The organism is Dethiosulfatarculus sandiegensis (assembly GCF_000931935.2).
Lineage (GTDB): Bacteria > Desulfobacterota > Desulfarculia > Desulfarculales > Desulfarculaceae > Dethiosulfatarculus > Dethiosulfatarculus sandiegensis.
In genome coordinates this window covers 88,890-103,908 of record NZ_AZAC01000001.1, presented here as the reverse complement: position 1 = coordinate 103,908, position 15,019 = coordinate 88,890, and the positions used below count along the sequence as shown (strand labels likewise).

Annotated in this window: 10 protein-coding genes; 5 read left to right on the top strand and 5 right to left on the bottom strand. The window is 54.1% G+C overall.

The features are described 5' to 3' along the window. Nucleotides 1–21 precede the first annotated feature (21 nt). The 3 genes from fdhD to X474_RS00465 all read right to left on the bottom strand — a co-directional run bounded on the left by fdhD (nucleotide 22) and on the right by X474_RS00465 (nucleotide 4,685). Entirely contained in the window at nucleotides 22–801 is a 780-nt protein-coding gene (fdhD, locus tag X474_RS00475; RefSeq protein ID WP_052514677.1) for a formate dehydrogenase accessory sulfurtransferase FdhD, read from the bottom strand. Nucleotides 802–839: 38 nt separating this feature from the next. Next, nucleotides 840–3,512, bottom strand: a complete 2,673-nt coding sequence (gene polA / locus X474_RS00470; protein ID WP_044346092.1) for a DNA polymerase I — start codon at nucleotides 3,510–3,512, stop codon at nucleotides 840–842. Between the two features lie 162 nt (nucleotides 3,513–3,674). Next, the gene (locus X474_RS00465) at nucleotides 3,675–4,685 is read right to left on the bottom strand and encodes a class I SAM-dependent methyltransferase (RefSeq protein WP_044346314.1); all 1,011 of its coding nucleotides are present in this window, start codon (nucleotides 4,683–4,685) and stop codon (nucleotides 3,675–3,677) included. 343 nt (nucleotides 4,686–5,028) lie between these two features. Between X474_RS00465 and X474_RS00460 the strand changes: the two genes are divergently transcribed. Then, nucleotides 5,029–6,042, top strand: coding sequence for an HD-GYP domain-containing protein (locus tag X474_RS00460; protein WP_197281903.1), 1,014 nt, complete (start codon nucleotides 5,029–5,031; stop codon nucleotides 6,040–6,042). Here X474_RS00460 and X474_RS00455 read toward each other — a convergent pair. Then, a complete protein-coding gene (locus tag X474_RS00455; protein ID WP_156360557.1) occupies nucleotides 6,039–6,875 on the bottom strand; it encodes a purine-nucleoside phosphorylase in 837 nt (278 codons plus the stop codon). The genes X474_RS00460 and X474_RS00455 overlap by 4 nt on opposite strands. A gap of 230 nt (nucleotides 6,876–7,105) precedes the next feature. On the opposite strand from X474_RS00455, the gene X474_RS00450 reads away from it, so the two are divergent. Next, the gene (locus X474_RS00450) at nucleotides 7,106–7,765 is read left to right on the top strand and encodes a lytic transglycosylase domain-containing protein (RefSeq protein WP_197281902.1); all 660 of its coding nucleotides are present in this window, start codon (nucleotides 7,106–7,108) and stop codon (nucleotides 7,763–7,765) included. 328 nt (nucleotides 7,766–8,093) lie between these two features. Here the strand turns inward: X474_RS00450 and X474_RS25400 are convergent, their stop codons facing one another. Next, the gene (locus tag X474_RS25400) at nucleotides 8,094–8,186 is read right to left on the bottom strand and encodes a 30S ribosomal protein bS22 (protein WP_082464055.1); all 93 of its coding nucleotides are present in this window, start codon (nucleotides 8,184–8,186) and stop codon (nucleotides 8,094–8,096) included. A 433-nt stretch (nucleotides 8,187–8,619) separates the two neighbouring features. Between X474_RS25400 and X474_RS00440 the strand changes: the two genes are divergently transcribed. The 3 genes from X474_RS00440 (at nucleotide 8,620) to X474_RS00430 (ending at nucleotide 14,953) form a co-directional block, all read left to right on the top strand. Next, entirely contained in the window at nucleotides 8,620–10,041 is a 1,422-nt protein-coding gene (locus X474_RS00440) for a sigma-54-dependent transcriptional regulator (protein WP_044346089.1), read from the top strand. Between the two features lie 140 nt (nucleotides 10,042–10,181). Beyond that, entirely contained in the window at nucleotides 10,182–13,511 is a 3,330-nt protein-coding gene (locus tag X474_RS00435; RefSeq protein ID WP_044346088.1) for a tetratricopeptide repeat protein, read from the top strand. Nucleotides 13,512–13,582: 71 nt separating this feature from the next. Next, nucleotides 13,583–14,953 (top strand): sigma-54-dependent transcriptional regulator, encoded by a 1,371-nt coding sequence (locus tag X474_RS00430; RefSeq protein WP_052514669.1) that lies wholly within the window; start codon nucleotides 13,583–13,585, stop codon nucleotides 14,951–14,953. Nucleotides 14,954–15,019 lie beyond the last annotated feature (66 nt).

The window sequence follows — 15,019 nt, the reverse complement described above, 5'->3', positions numbered from 1 at the left end:
TCCCGTGATGGTGCAACGGCATCAGTCTGATTTTACAAAAGGCTTGGCCTGGTATAACAGATTCTCGGCATGCGTATAAATATTCATCTTGCCTTTTCTGGCAAACCCGCCGAGGGTGAGGCCCAAGTCATTGGCAGCCCTTACCGCGGCGGCGGTGGGTGCGCTCACTCCGGCCAGAAAAACCAAACCCGCCCTGGCCGACTTAAGCACCATCTCAAGACTCATACGCCCACTAAAGGCGGCAGCCTTGGCCGCGTAAAGCCTGTTTTCCAGCCAAAGCGACCCCACTGCCTTGTCCAGGGCATTGTGCCTGCCCGCATCCTCGGCCACAACTAAAAGCTCCCCCTTAAGGTCAAACAAGCCCACCGCATGGGTGGCTCCCGTTGCCTCAAAAAGGGGCTGGGTTTGGGACATGGCCTCAGTCAGGCGGGTAAAGGTCTCCACCTCCATGAGGCGGCCCGACTCCGCCTTCACAGCCTGGCGCGGCCCCAAGGGGCCGCCACCTGTCGCCTTGACCGCAACGGTGCTTTTCCCGGGCTTGGCCCGGTGCACAATGGCCTCTCTGGCATCGGCCCGCCATTTAACCTCACAGGCGGGTGAACTGGAGTCCAGCCAACCCATGGTGAGACAGAAACCGGCGGCCAACTCCCTTTCCAGGCCCGGAGTGGCCATCAGGACCTCGGCCTTGATGCCGTCGGCGATTAAATTAACCGGCTCCTCTTCCACCAGGCGGTCTGTCACCTGTTGCGGCCCGTGGTCTCCCAAACGCCATATGCGAAATGCAGAAAAGGCCTTCTTCATCTAAGGATCTCCCACCCCCCCGCGGCTCTCCGGATGTCTCAATGGGCCTGGGCCCAGTTATCACCCCAACCCAAATCCACATCCAGGGGCACGGAAAGTTCGATGATATTCTGCATGATATCCTGAACCCTTTCCGAAAGGCGCTCCCTATCCTTTTCCGGAGTCTCAAAGACCAGCTCATCGTGGACCTGCAGGATCATCATGGTTTCAGGGAACTCATTTACGAGCATTTCATGGCATTTTATCATGGCCTTTTTTATGATATCCGCCGCGGTTCCCTGGATCGGGGTGTTTAGGGCCATGCGCTCGGCCGACTGGCGGGCCAGGCGATCTGTGGAGTTGATGGCGGGCAAGTAGCGCCTGCGCCCCAAAAGGGTGGTTACATAACCGTTTTCCCGGGCATAGGTCAAATTATCCTGGGTAAAGGCGGCTATGCCTGCATAACGGCCCAGATACCTGTCTATGATATCCTGAGCCTCGCCTCGGGAAATCTTCTGCTCCCTGGCCAGGCGGAAGGCGCTCATGCCGTAGAGCACCCCAAAGTTCACGGTCTTTGCCCTGCGCCTCTGATCACCGGTCACCTCTTCGGCCGGAATTTCAAAAAGCCTGGCAGCGGTCTGGGTATGCACATCCAGGCCCTGGCTAAGGTCCTGGGTCAACAGCTCATCCTTGCTGAGATGGGCCAGGACCCTCAGCTCGATCTGAGAATAATCCGCAGCCACCAGAACCTTGCCCGCCTCCGGCACAAAGCACTGCCTTATTCTTTCACCCAACTGGGTGCGCACCGGGATATTCTGCAGATTGGGATTGGAGGAGGAAAGCCTGCCCGTGGCCGTGACCGCCTGGTTGAAGCTGGTGTGCAGCCGTTTAGTCTCGGGGTGGACCAGTTTGGGCAGGGCCTCCACATAGGTGGATTTGAGCTTGCTCAGGGTGCGGTAGTTTAAAAGTTCTGCCGGCAGTTCATGATCCTCGGCCAATTGGGTCAAAACAGACATATCCGTGGAGTAGCCGGTTTTCTTCTTGGTCTTTTTAATCTGCCTGAGCCCCAGCTCCTCGAACAGAACCACGCCCAGCTGTTTCGGCGAATTCAAATTGAACTTATGACCGGCCAGGGTGTAGCAACGCTCTTCAATGGCATCGAGCTGACTGGTCAGCTCCTTGTCCAGGTCAGCCAGCCCCTTGACATCCAGCCCCACCCCGTTCATCTCCATCCGGGTGAGAACCTCCACCAGAGGCATCTCCAGCTCATAAAAGAGCTCTTCCATGGAGGACTGTTTCAGTTTGGGCTCAAGCACCTTAAAGGCCTGGAAGGTGACATCCGCATCCTCTGCCGCGTATTGGGTTGCCTTTTCCAAAGGCGCATCGGCAAAAGACTTGTTTTTACCGCCCACCGCCTCTTCAAAGGAGATCATGGAGCGCCCCAGGTTTTCCGCCGCAATGGCGGTGAGGTTATGGGCCGTCCTGCCCGGAGCCAGCAGATAAGAAGCCAGCATGGTGTCAAAGGAAACCCCCTTAACACTCAGCCCGGCCCTTTCCAAAACCGTAAGATCGTATTTTATATTCTGCCCCACCTTGGCCAGGCTCTCATCTGCAAACACAGGCTTTAAATAGTCAAAAACCGCCTTTTGATCAGCCTGTTTTTCCCCAAGATGCAGGTTATGCCCCAGGGGGATGTAAACCGCCTTGCCCGGCTCGGCGCTCAAGGAAATGCCCACCAGGCGGGCGCGCATAGCCTCCACACTGGTGGTCTCCGTATCCAGGGCCAGACAGCCGATCTCCCCGGCCCTGGCTATAAGGCCATCCAGTTCAGAGGGATCCAGAACCATGCGGTAGTCTGTTTCCACCTCCTGGGCGGGAGTGGCAAACTCATTGATAAGCCGATTGAATTCCAGCTTGGCCAGGACAGGGGTCAGCACCTGGGGATCCGGCTTTCGCACCTTGTAGTCCTCTGGTTCAAAGCCAAGGGGAGCGTCTTGGGCAAGGGACACCAAATCCCGGCTCAACCAGGCCAGATCCTTATGCTGCAAGAGGTTTTCACGCATCTTGCTTTTTTTCATATCAGCCGCGCCCTCAAGCACCTTTTCCAGGCTGCCGTGCTCTAAAAGCAACTTCACCGCAGTCTTGGGACCCACCCCCGGTATGCCGGGAATATTGTCTGTGCTGTCGCCTGTCAGGGCCTGAAAATCAATCATCATCTCAGGTCCAAGTCCCAATTTTTCCTTTACCTCGGCAGGCCCCAGGCGCTTATTCTTCATGGTGTCCCACATGGTCACCCGGTCTGAAAGCAATTGAAACAAATCCTTGTCCCCGCTCACCAGGACCACCTCAAAATCCTTTTCCACCGCCAGGCGGCAAAGGGTTGCCATGAGATCATCTGCCTCATAGCCCTCCATCTCCACCCCGGGCAGGTCAAAGGCGGTCACCACCTGGCGCACCAGGGGAAACTGCGCTTTTAAGGTCGGGTCCAGGGGAGGCCGGTTGGCCTTGTAAGCCGGGTACATTTCATGACGAAAAGTGGGGCCCTTGGCATCATAAACCACGGCCAGGTATTCAGGATCAGCGTCTTTCAAGACCTTTAAAAGCATCTGGACAAAGCCGTAGACCGCGCCTGTGGGCACCCCGTCCGAGGTGCTCAAGCCGCGCACCGCATGAAAGGCGCGATGAATATAGGAACTGGCGTCCAGCAAATAGATTTTCGGTTTATTACTCACTTAAGGGCTCCTTTTTGGGGTGCTGCCAGGAGAATCCAGCTTACGGTCCCGAGCCTCTAAATTCAAGCCTGGGAGGTTATTTATAAAGCAAGCGTCGTGACATGACAGGCGGTTGCCTTTTCATCTGTGAAAAAAGCCATGACCGGATGAGGCCTGACCCGGTCATGGTTTAACACCTTTGAATAGTAAATTGGGGTTTTCCTTTTCCCCTCCGGCAGGGCCGACATATTCCCTTTGCTCAAACCCGGCTTTTTCCATAAAACCCAAAATTTCAGAAGCACTGTAGGCCTTGCCGCCTTTGGTGTTCACCAGCATGTTCAAACCGAAAAGCGCATTATGGGGATGCCCTTTTCCTAAAGGATCGGCCGCAAAGTCCTGCACCCACAAAACTCCGCCTGGTTTCAAGGCCTGGGCGATCTTGGTGACCAAGGCCCGGCATTCCTCAAAAGAAGCCCCGTGCAGGGCATGACTGAGCCACACCACATCATAAGGTCCGCCCAAGTCATTCTTTTTGAAATCACCCGGCTCGAACTCAACCGGCAAGGGCGCATCCAAAGCGGCGACCTGTTCTTTAAAAAAAATTCCAGCCTGAGGCAGGTCATAGACTCGGGCCTTAAGGCCCGGAACCTCACGGCAGAAGGTCAGGGCATAGATGCCCGGCCCACCGGCCAGGTCCAGAAGCATTTGCCCTGGCCTCAGGCCCAGCCCGGCAGCCAGGCCGGGAGCGTTTCTTTGAGCCAGGGCTGCCATGGCCTTGTAAAAATGCTCCCTGCCGGGTTTATCGTGAGCGGCATTTTTTTGCCTGGAAAGGGGAGAGCCTGTTTTCACCGCCTGGTCCAGCCGGGCCCACACACTTACCAGATCGGCCATATGTAAAACCACCTGGCTGAGATCCTTTTCGCCGCCCGGAATAAAAAATTCCCTTAGCTCTTCAGGCAGGCTGTAACTGTCCTGCTCCAAAACAATCAGCTTTAAATTAAGCAAAGCTGTCAATAAAATGGCGGCTCCCCTGTCATCCAGGCCCAGCTCGCGGCAGAGTTCTTCTTTGTCGGCCGGAGAGTCGGCCAGACGGGGCATGATCCCCAGCCGCACCGCCGCATGCAAGGCGCAGGAGGCCCAATAACCGTTGGCCAAAGAAAGGACCCTATTGGAATCAGCTGTCTTTTTACTCATGGCCGGCATATGCTCCTTGGCTATTCCAACTCTTCAGCAAAGGTTACCTTTTTAACCCTTGGCCAGGCAACGATAATGCCTCCTTAGCTTAAGAGAAAACTTGGCGGCAGTTTCTGTTCCACCGGAAAATAAGGGAGGGCGCCCAAACAGCAGCTCATTCTCAAACCCGGGTTAAACCAGGCTCCTTGTTGCTTAGCCGAAGCGATTGACGTAGCCTGTAAATAGTCATTATATAAAAGTTAACTTTTCATCCTGTTGGCAAATGCGATAACGGGGTTTAAATTACTAAGCCATGGAAATTAAATCCCAAACAAAATCCCCCCAAAGATTCTTGGACCGCCCCTTGGACAAAGGGCTGTTGCAAGCCGAGTTCGATCCCAGCGACTATGAAATGGCTTCCCTTAACGCGGAACTGATGATGGCCGGAGAGCCCTCACCGGGCAATCTCTATCTGGCGGTATTTAACCCGGACACAAAAAAGGTGGAGATGCGCCTGGCCTGCGCAGAAGGGGAAATATTTCAGGGAATCTGGCGGGAGCACCTGCACAAGGCTGAGCAAGGACGCCTATATGTAAAATATGACCAGGCCGAGGCCTTCAGTGACTACTATGCCCGCTTCGGCGGAGCCATACTCCAGGCCGCGCCTTCCTTGCGAAAAAGACGTCAGGTAATCCAGGATATGGCCCTGGTTAATCTAAGGCTTTTTTTTGAACCGCAAATGGAAGGGAAAAAACTGGCGTTATCGGCCAAGCGGGCCAGCCTTCTCATGGACCAGGCTGTAAAGGACCCCGAACTCCTACAAAACCTGGGCGAAGTTATGCGAAAGGATTATTCCATCTATGCCCATTCGGTTAATGTAAGCATGCTGGCCATGTCCTTTGGCCATTACCTGGGGCTGGAGGCAAAAAAAATCAGAACCCTTGGCATGGGCGGACTTTTCCATGATGTGGGGATGAGCAGCCTGCCTGCCTCGATTCTCAAAAAAACCGGAGAACTGACCGAATCGGACTGGGGCAAGATCCGCACCCATCCCAGAAAAGGTTACCAGATGCTCTTAAATGTGGGTGTAGTGACCTATGACGCCCTGATGATTGTTCTACATCATCATGAAAATATAGACGGCACAGGCTATCCCTCGGGAATCAAAGGTGGAAAAATTCCCTTCCTGACCAGGATAGTAAAAATTGTCGACGCCTATGACGCCATTACCAGCGCCAGGCCCTACCATCCGCCCAGGCCCGCCTTTGCCGCGGCCAGTGACCTGATGAAAAGCAGGACAGGGCACTTTGACAAGAATCTGGTGCCCAATTTTATCCGCTTTCTGGCCAGCCCCTATGTAGGCGGGGACAGAAATTAGCCTTCCATGCCCGCAAGGATTCCGGCTATCAGGCGGGTCAGGTCTTCTCCGGCCTTGCCTGCGTTTTCAATAACCAGTTCAATCGGCGCGGGCTCCATGTTTTCAGGCCGGTTGACATTGGCAATGGCCGAAAAACCCAGCACCCTGAGGCCGTGGTGACGGGCCGCTATCACCTCCAAAACAGTGGACATGCCCACCGCATCCGCTCCGAAACGCCTCAACATGCGAGTCTCGGCCGGAGTCTCCATGGAAGGCCCCTTCAGCCCCACATAGACCCCTTCATATATGGAAAGGCCTTTTTCCCGGGCCACCTTGCGTGTGAGTTCAAGAAAATCGGGGTCATACACCTGGCTCATATCAGGGAAACGCTCCCCCCAGACCTCGATATTATCTCCTATCAGCGGGTTTTCACTGGTTAAATTTATATGATCATTGATCAGCATCACCCTTCCCGGCTCCATTTCCGGGTCCAGGCCGCCTGCCGCGTTGCTGAAAATAAAGTTTTTAACTCCCAGTTCAGCCAACACCCTGATGGGAAAAGTCACCTCCAGGGCGGAATATCCTTCATAAAGGTGAAAACGTCCGGCCAGGGCAGCCACCCTTTTGCCTTCAAGTGCACCTATAATCAACTTACCGGCATGGCTCTCCACTGTGGAAACCGGGAAACCGGGTATATCCTGGTAGGGAGCGGCAAAAACCTCTTCCAGGGCATCGGCCAGTCCGGAAAGCCCGGTCCCAAGGGTCAGGCCTGTTTCAGGTGCAAAACCCTCCGGAAGGGCTTGGCGCAAGAATTCAGCCGCCCGATTCACTTTGTGACCAAATTTCACCTGGATTCCTCCTGTAAAAATATGAGATGCACCTAACCCAAAATGGTTAGATTAACTAATTGAACCCTTTAATGTCAAAACTTTTTTGATGAGCTAAGCCCTACCTACCACTTGACAATTCCATAACTGCCTAATGCGATACACTAAAATCCTTGACAGTGCCTGTGCAGAGCCCCATATTCAACGCCATGGACACAATACAGTTAGTAAAACAAAGCGACCTAAGATCGCAGGCGATGACTCTTGAGAATCCACGGTTCTCACCTCTGGTCTACTGGAGAACCCGTTTTCTTTTGATCCCGCTTTTGCTGCTGGCAACCATGCTGACCGGATTTCTTTATTATCTATGGACGCCTAAACCAATCTACCAAAGCGCGAGCTTTTTACCCTATTCCAAGCTCCTGACCCCCACAAGCCCCCTGCAGACGTCCACCCTGGCCAACCAGGAAAAAAAACCGGCAAAGCTTCTGCCTCTTGAGCAAAGGCAAAACCAATTCTGGCCCATGGTGCGTAAAGCAGCCCGGCAACACAAACTTGACCCGGCACTGGTGATGGCGGTAATCCAGGTGGAGAGCTGCTTCAGACCAAACGCAATCAGCCCCAAGGGCGCCATGGGACTTATGCAGATAACCGGACCCACAGCCAAACATCTGGGGCTTTCAAAGCCCATGGACCCAAAGGCCAACATCAAGGCGGGGGTTCGCTATCTTGCCGAACTGAAAAGGCGTTTCAAAAATAATGTGGTAATGACTTTGGCCGCGTACAACGCAGGACCAACCAAGGTGCGCAGCCAGGGCAAAGTGCCGGATCACAGGGAGACCAGACAATACATAACCAGGGTGCTGGGCAAAATGAACGAGTTCAGAACCCGCTTCCAGGGACTGGCTAAAAATTAACGCCCCCGATTGACTTAACAAAGAAAAACCTTCCGCCGGGCCTTTGGGCCTGGGGAAGGTTTTTTTGGTCCTGGACCAAATACAAGGCTGAACAACAGGTCCTCTGACCGAAACTGGACAGCCCCAAACTACAACACCCGAGCCGCCTGTCATATACACAGGCCCTCAGGGATGTGCTTGGTTTATTTTTTGTCTCTCATCCATAGCAGGTGAAGATAATCAGCCGTTTTCAACTGACGGTCAATACCTTCAAAAAAAGGCTTTTCCCTGCGGATTGAGACCAGATAGTGCTAAAGGGCCGCCTATAAAAGCGGCCCATAACACTCCGCTATTTCCTGCGCTGATGCCTGGTGGACTTCAGCAGCTTGCGGTGTTTGTGCTTACGGATCTTCTTACGGCGTTTTTTAATTACACTGCCCATTCAAGAAACCTCTCTTATACTTGATTGGCGGGAGACGTTTTATATACCCGATCATGGCCTCTCAGGCAAGGCCAAATCGGGTTTTTCCGCCCACTTGGGTCCGCTTATTGGTTAACGCTCCATTTTTCCCCCCTGAAAACAACTTAAAGGCCTGCCGGTTCATAGGCCAAGAGGCCGGATATAAAGAAACGATCTTTCATTTTCTTGAATTGACTATGGGTTGCCACAAGCTCCCCTTAACCCGGCCGGCACCCGGCAACACCGCCCTAAAAGGTTTCGGCTCATCATTCAGCCCTGGCAAAAGTCCTTCCCCCGGCTGCCTAAAGTGAAGCAACCCCTTAAAAATCCCTTGCAAAATCGCCTAATACCCAATATCAATATAACAGTGTCGGAAAAATGACACTGCCACAGCACCAAGTCCATAGGTGGTTAAATGTCCTCACAAAACAACCAGTCCGCCATACTTATAGTTGATCAGGATAAATCCTCGCGGCAAAGGCTTTTTAAAGCGCTTAAAAACCAAAAATCCCGCATTGTTGAGGCCTCCGGAGCCGCCCAGGCCCTGGAGCTGGTTGATCAAACCTATTTCGAAGTTGTTTTTCTTTGTTGGGATATTTCCCGATCCGACGAATTTTTAAACACCTATCTGGAAATGTTTGTTGATGCGGTGGTGATAGTCGTCACCACCCGCCCCTCCTCTGAAGAAGTCGTCAAGGCCATGCGCCTAGGCGCTTTTAACGTCATTAGTAAAGACGCTCCTGCCGCCGATATCGCAGCTTGCCTGGCTGAGGCAAACGAGTTCCGGGAAATCCAGGATCAGGCCCCACCGGCGGTTTCAGCCATATCCCAAAAGTACGATGTGGAAAACATTGTAGGCAAAAGCCGCCCCATGCAAAAGGTGTTCAAACTCATCCACAAAGTGGCGGCCACAGACGCAACTGTGCTTATTCTGGGAGAAAGCGGCACCGGTAAAGAGCTGGTGGCCAGGGCCATTCACTACAATTCCCCCAGAAACCCGGAGACCATGATCCCGGTCAACTGCGGGGCGATTCCCGAAGAACTCCTTGAAAGTGAACTCTTTGGCCATGAAAAAGGGTCTTTTACCGGGGCAATAAAAACCAGGCCCGGACGTTTTGAGTTGGCTGAGGGGGGCACGGTCTTTTTAGATGAGATCGGGGACATGTCCTCCATGTTGCAGGTGAAACTGCTGAGGGTTTTGCAGGAGCATCAGTTTGAGCGCATTGGCGGCGGCAAACCCATCAACGTGAATATCCGCATTCTGGCCGCCACCCACCGGGACCTGGAGACCCAGGTAAAGCAGGGCAAATTCAGGGAAGATCTTTTCTACCGCCTTAATGTGGTCCCTATCGAGGTGCCGCCACTCAGGGAGCGCAGAAGCGATATCCCCTTATTATGCGGTCACTTTCTCTCCCGTTTGGGAAAACAAAAGGGGCTTGTGCCCAAGGATATGCGGCCGGAAGTGCTGGAATGCCTGATGCGCTATGACTGGCCGGGCAATGTGCGTGAGCTGGAAAACCTGTTGGAACGCATGGTGATCCTGGCCGACGGCCCCAGCATCTCCATGGAAGACCTGCCCGCTCACCTGGCGAACCACAGACCAACTCCCAGCCAGGTCTCCCAGGCCAGCCTTCACACGGTTGAAGTCCCCGAAGACGGGCTTGATTTCAACGCGGCGGTGGACGCCTTTGAAAGAAAACTTATTATCCAGGCCCTGGAGCGGACCGGCGGAGTAAAAAATCAGGCAGCCGCCCTTTTGAAGCTCAACCGCACCACCTTGGTGGAAAAAATTAAGAAAAAAGGGTTGGTAACCGTGGGCCGCACAGGCACCAGTTAAAAAACCAACCATCCGGGGGGGTCACCGGGCGTCGGTTTTCTGACGCAGTTCATTTCTCCATACAAGCGAAACATTGGTTTTCCTTGATTATCCTGCCGAAATGTCTATTATTTGCAGGCAAGAACCTGCTGGCATCAATTTTGCTATCAAACACCTGGTGGGAAGATACGGCTAAACGGCTGCAAGGAGAATTTGACATTCATAAGGTCTTTAAATATCTGCTGGTTGTTCTTACCGCCTTATTTTGGGGACTGCTGCCGGCAACAGAGTCCCAGGCCTATGTGATCACCGGTATGCGCCTTGTCAGCAGCGAAGAAATGAGCCGCCTGGTGCTTCAGGCCGACGGCCCGCTGGAATTCAAGGTTGATTTAACAGACCCCCAGACCGTGGTGCTCTCCCTGCCCAACAGCAGTATGGACACACCCAAACCGAACCTGCAAAACGATCCGGTAATCAAAGATATTCAGGCCAAGATTACAGACACGGGCCTGGCCCTGGTCATAACCACAAGGGCCCCGGGAGTAACGGTCCTGCCGTTTTACGATGCCGGAACCAGACAGCTTACCCTGGAACTGGGAGGCTCTCCCAGCCTTTCGGTGGCGGTGCCCCCCAAAAAAACAAAGCCGGAACCCCAAAAAAAATCCACCCCCAAACCGGCTCCCAAACCGCCGGTGAAACCGGAACCCGAACCAGCCCCCGCCAAAATTGAAAAAAAGGCGGTCCAAGCCCCTGCCCCCCGGGCAAAAACGCCCCAGCCCCAGCCCGTTGTTGCGGCTGTTGCCGGTGTGAGGCTCGGTACAAATAAGGAATACACCAGGCTGGTGGTGGATGGGGATGCGCCTTTGCAGGCAGGCTTTGATCTAAAGGGTGGAATCGTTTATCTGAGCTTCAAAAGGGCCGAACTCTTGCCCGAGGCTCCGGTCCCTTCCGGTGATAAAAGAATCAAATCCATAAGTATAATCAACCCAAAACCGCTAAAATTGGCTCTTAAGCTGCACGGACCCCTTTTTAAACACAGAATTTTCAAGCAACGACAAGGCAACCAAATAATCCTGGATCTGGTCACAAAACAGGAACAGGAGCCTAAAAAGCAACCCCAGGCCAAATCCGCGGCAGCGGATCAACAAAAAGAAATAAAGACCACCAAGGAGCTGCCGGAACCGGAGTCGGACCAGTTTCCTCAGCAACTGCCCGAACCTCAGGCCCCCGGGGCAGACCAGGCAGGGCAAGCCCCCCTGTCCGCCTCACAAACGAACACAAAGGTTGCCGCTCCGGAAAACACCAGCCGGGATATTCCGTTGGTCTCTTATGCCGAGCCGGTTGAGGGGAACAAAGCCATGACCAGGGGCAAAATTCCCCCTGTCCCCCCTCCCCAACCCTTGGCCCGGCCCAGGGGCCCCCTTGAAAAGGAAGCTACGGAAAAAACCGAAAAACAAGAACCCGCAATCGAACAAGAGCCACCCCAGGCCCCGCAGGCCAAGGCTCCCCAACCCGAGGAAAACAGGTTTCCCCAGGGAGCCCTTCTGGGCCCCAAGGCCCGTCAGGACATAGAAGCCAGAACCCTTTTCGACCGGGCCAAGGAAGCCCTGGACAGCAGGCGCTTTGATGAAGCGATAAACGGTTTTCAGCTTTTTTTGAAAACTTATCCGGATCATCCCCTGGCCGAGGAGGCGCATTTCCGCCTTGCGGACGCATTTTTGTATAAAAATGAAAGAAACATTGCACCCTCCTATGACGAGGTCATGCTGAACTACCAAAAGGCCGTGGACCTGTACCCGAAATCAGAACAGGTTCCCTGGGCTTTTGCCATGATGGGCGAGGCCGCCATTTTGGCCCAGGAGCCTTACAAGGCGGTGGGCTATTTCGATCTGGTGACTGAAGACCACCCCAAAAGCGAGTATGTGCCCCTGGCCAAGGTCAAAAAAGGCGCGGCCTTTCTGGCTCAGGCCAAATACAGAAGAGCCATAGACGAATACCGGGAAGTCTCTTCCAAATATCCGGACAGCCGCTTTCGCAGGGATGCGGATTGGGGCCAGGCCAGGGCGCTTTTCGGCATTGCCCGCTATGAAAGGGCCAGCCTGCTTTTAAAGGACATGGACAGAAGAAATCCGGAACTCAGGATCAAAGAGCCGGAACTTCTTTACTACATCGGAGAGGCGGATTACCAGCTCAAACGCTACGAATCCGCCCGCAGGTACTTCCTCTGGGCATTGAACATCATGCCCGACATACCCTATGCGGATATCATGCTCACCAGGGTGGGCGACACCTATCAATTTGAAAAAGATTATAAAACCGCAAAGGATATTTACCGCAGGGTGGTGGAAAAATGGCCCGAGACCGACGGCGCCCTGGTGGCCCGCATCCGCCTGGCCGAGTCCCCCAAATCAGACGAAAAGCACCCGGTCGACCTTTTCCAGATCGAGGCCACCACTGACGCCTTTGAGACTTACAAAGAGATCGCCGAAAAATACCCCGATCGCCAGGTGGCGCAGTTGGCTCAATTGAAATTAGGGGTCTATTATTATAAAAAGCAACAATATAACAAGTCGTTGAATGTACTGAGCAAGCTAGTGCAAAGGCACCCCCGCACCATCTTCAGGCCTGATGTGGATTACACCAGAAACCTGGCGGCCATGGCACTTTTGGCAGAATTCAAAGACCAGAACATGCCTTTAAGGCTCATGGAATACTATCTGAAAAATCAGGATCTTTTAACCAGGCCCAACTCCAACCAGGTGCTGAGGCTCCTGGCCTGGGCCTATGACCAGGCGGGTTTGAGCAAAAGAGCCGCCAAGCTCTATGAAATCCTGATGGTGAGGGGGGTTGACGAACCCGCCATCAACCTGGCCCTGGCTCGAAACAGAATGAAGGAAAGGGAATTCAAGGCTGTGGAGGGCCTTCTGACCAAAGACGATCTTGCCAGACTGAAAGGCGACGACCTGATCCTGGCCCGCTCCCTTTTAGCCAGGGCTTTGGCCAAGCAGAAAAAATGCAAACAGGCCGACCGGGTGTTTGCCGGGCTCCTGGCCAAGGCTCCGAACCACAAAAACGCTCCCCTGGATTATCAGACCTGGGCAGACTGCCTGGCTGAAATGAAACAATACAAAAAAGGACTGGCCGCCCTGGAAAAGGCCTCCGCCCTGCTTAAAACACGCACGGATATAAACAGTGGGCTGCAAAGATATATTACGGTCATGCAGTCAGGTTCACTGGCCAGGCGGGCCGGGATGCTGACCCGGGCCATAGACGAGTTTAAAAAGGCCCAGGATCTGGCCCCGACCATAAGAGAGCGGGCCCAGGCCATATATGAAACAGCCATGGCCTATAAACAGGCGGGCAAGCCGGAAAAGCTGGCCCCGGCCTTTCAGAGGCTGGTCAAGTTCAAGGTCAAACCGTGGTCGGATATGGCGGCCAGGCACCTGAAGGATATGGAATTGGCCCCCAGTCTGGCCCAGGTGGGTCGATAAGGGTATAGTTTAAAGGCTAAACACACTTCCCGTGAGCAAGCGGCGTTGCCCCGGGGCATCGGATGGACTAAATGGGAGAAGCCGAGCTGAAGCGCATACTCATAGCCGATGGTGATCAAGAACTGGCCAAAAGCCTGGGAGGCTGCCTTAACAGGGCGGGCTATCAGGTAAAGGCCAGCATAAGCGGCAAAGAGGCACTGGCCTCTTTAGCCGAAAGCAACCCCTTTGACCTGGTCATCACGGCCCTTAACCTTCCGCAGACAAGCGGCATGGAGGTATTGCGCGAAGTCAAAAGGCGTGACCCGTCTATCCCGGTGGTCATTCTCACCGGCCACGGCTCGGTGAAACACGCGGTCGAAGCCATGAAAGAGGGAGCTGCCGACTTCCTGCTGAAGCCCGTCACCGTTGAGATGATGGAAGAGATGGCCAGCCGCATGCTCTCTCCCAGGCAACAAGGCGCCAAGCTTAAAAGTTCCAAACAGAGGAATATCGTCACAGACGATTCCCGCTTGAAAAAGCTCCTGGATATGGCCAGGGCAGTGGCTGACAGCAAGGCAACCGTTATGATCTCCGGTGAAAGCGGAACCGGCAAGGAATTGTTTGCCCGTTATCTTCATGAGAACTCTTCCCGGAAAAATGCCTCCTTTGTGGCGGTCAACTGTGCCAGCCTGCCCGAAGGCCTGTTGGAGAGCGAGCTGTTTGGCCATGAAAAAGGGGCCTTTACCGGAGCGGTGGCCCGTAAGCCAGGCAAGTTTGAACTGGCCGAAGGCGGCACCATACTTCTGGACGAGATCAGCGAGATGGCGGTCTCTTTACAGGCCAAGCTTTTAAGGGTCTTGCAGGAGAGCGAAGTCGACAGGGTAGGCGGTAAAAAACCCGTGCCCGTGGATGTGAGGGTGGTGGCCACCACCAACCGGGATCTCAAGGAACACATCGCCAATGGAGAATTCAGGGAGGACCTTTACTACCGCCTGAACGTCATTCCGCTGCAAATTCCCCCTTTAAGGGAGCGCTCAGGTGATGTGATGTTGTTGGCCGAACATTTTCTTAACTATTACGCGGCCCAGAACCAAAAGCCCGGCCTTACCCTGGGGGACGAGGCCAAGGCCCTTTTGAGAAGCCACGACTGGCCCGGAAACGTGCGTGAACTGCAGAACACCATGGAAAGGGCGGTGCTGTTAAGCCCCGGTGACACTATCTTGCCCGAGGCCCTTATGTTCGAAGGGGTTGAGCCCAAACCAATGCCAACCTCTTCCACCACACCGGCCCAGCAGGATCAGATGGATCTCCCCCCCAGTTTGCGGGAAGCGGAAAAGGTGCTGATAGACCGGGCCTTGAACCACACAGAGGGCAACCGAACCCATGCCGCCAAAATTTTGGGGATAAGCGTGCGCACCCTACGCAATAAGTTGAACGAGTACAAGGCCCAAAAGGGGCTTTAGCCTGTCAATTCCCTGGCTCACCCGGGAACTTGTTGCCTACGATACCTGTCAAACCCTTGACAGCTC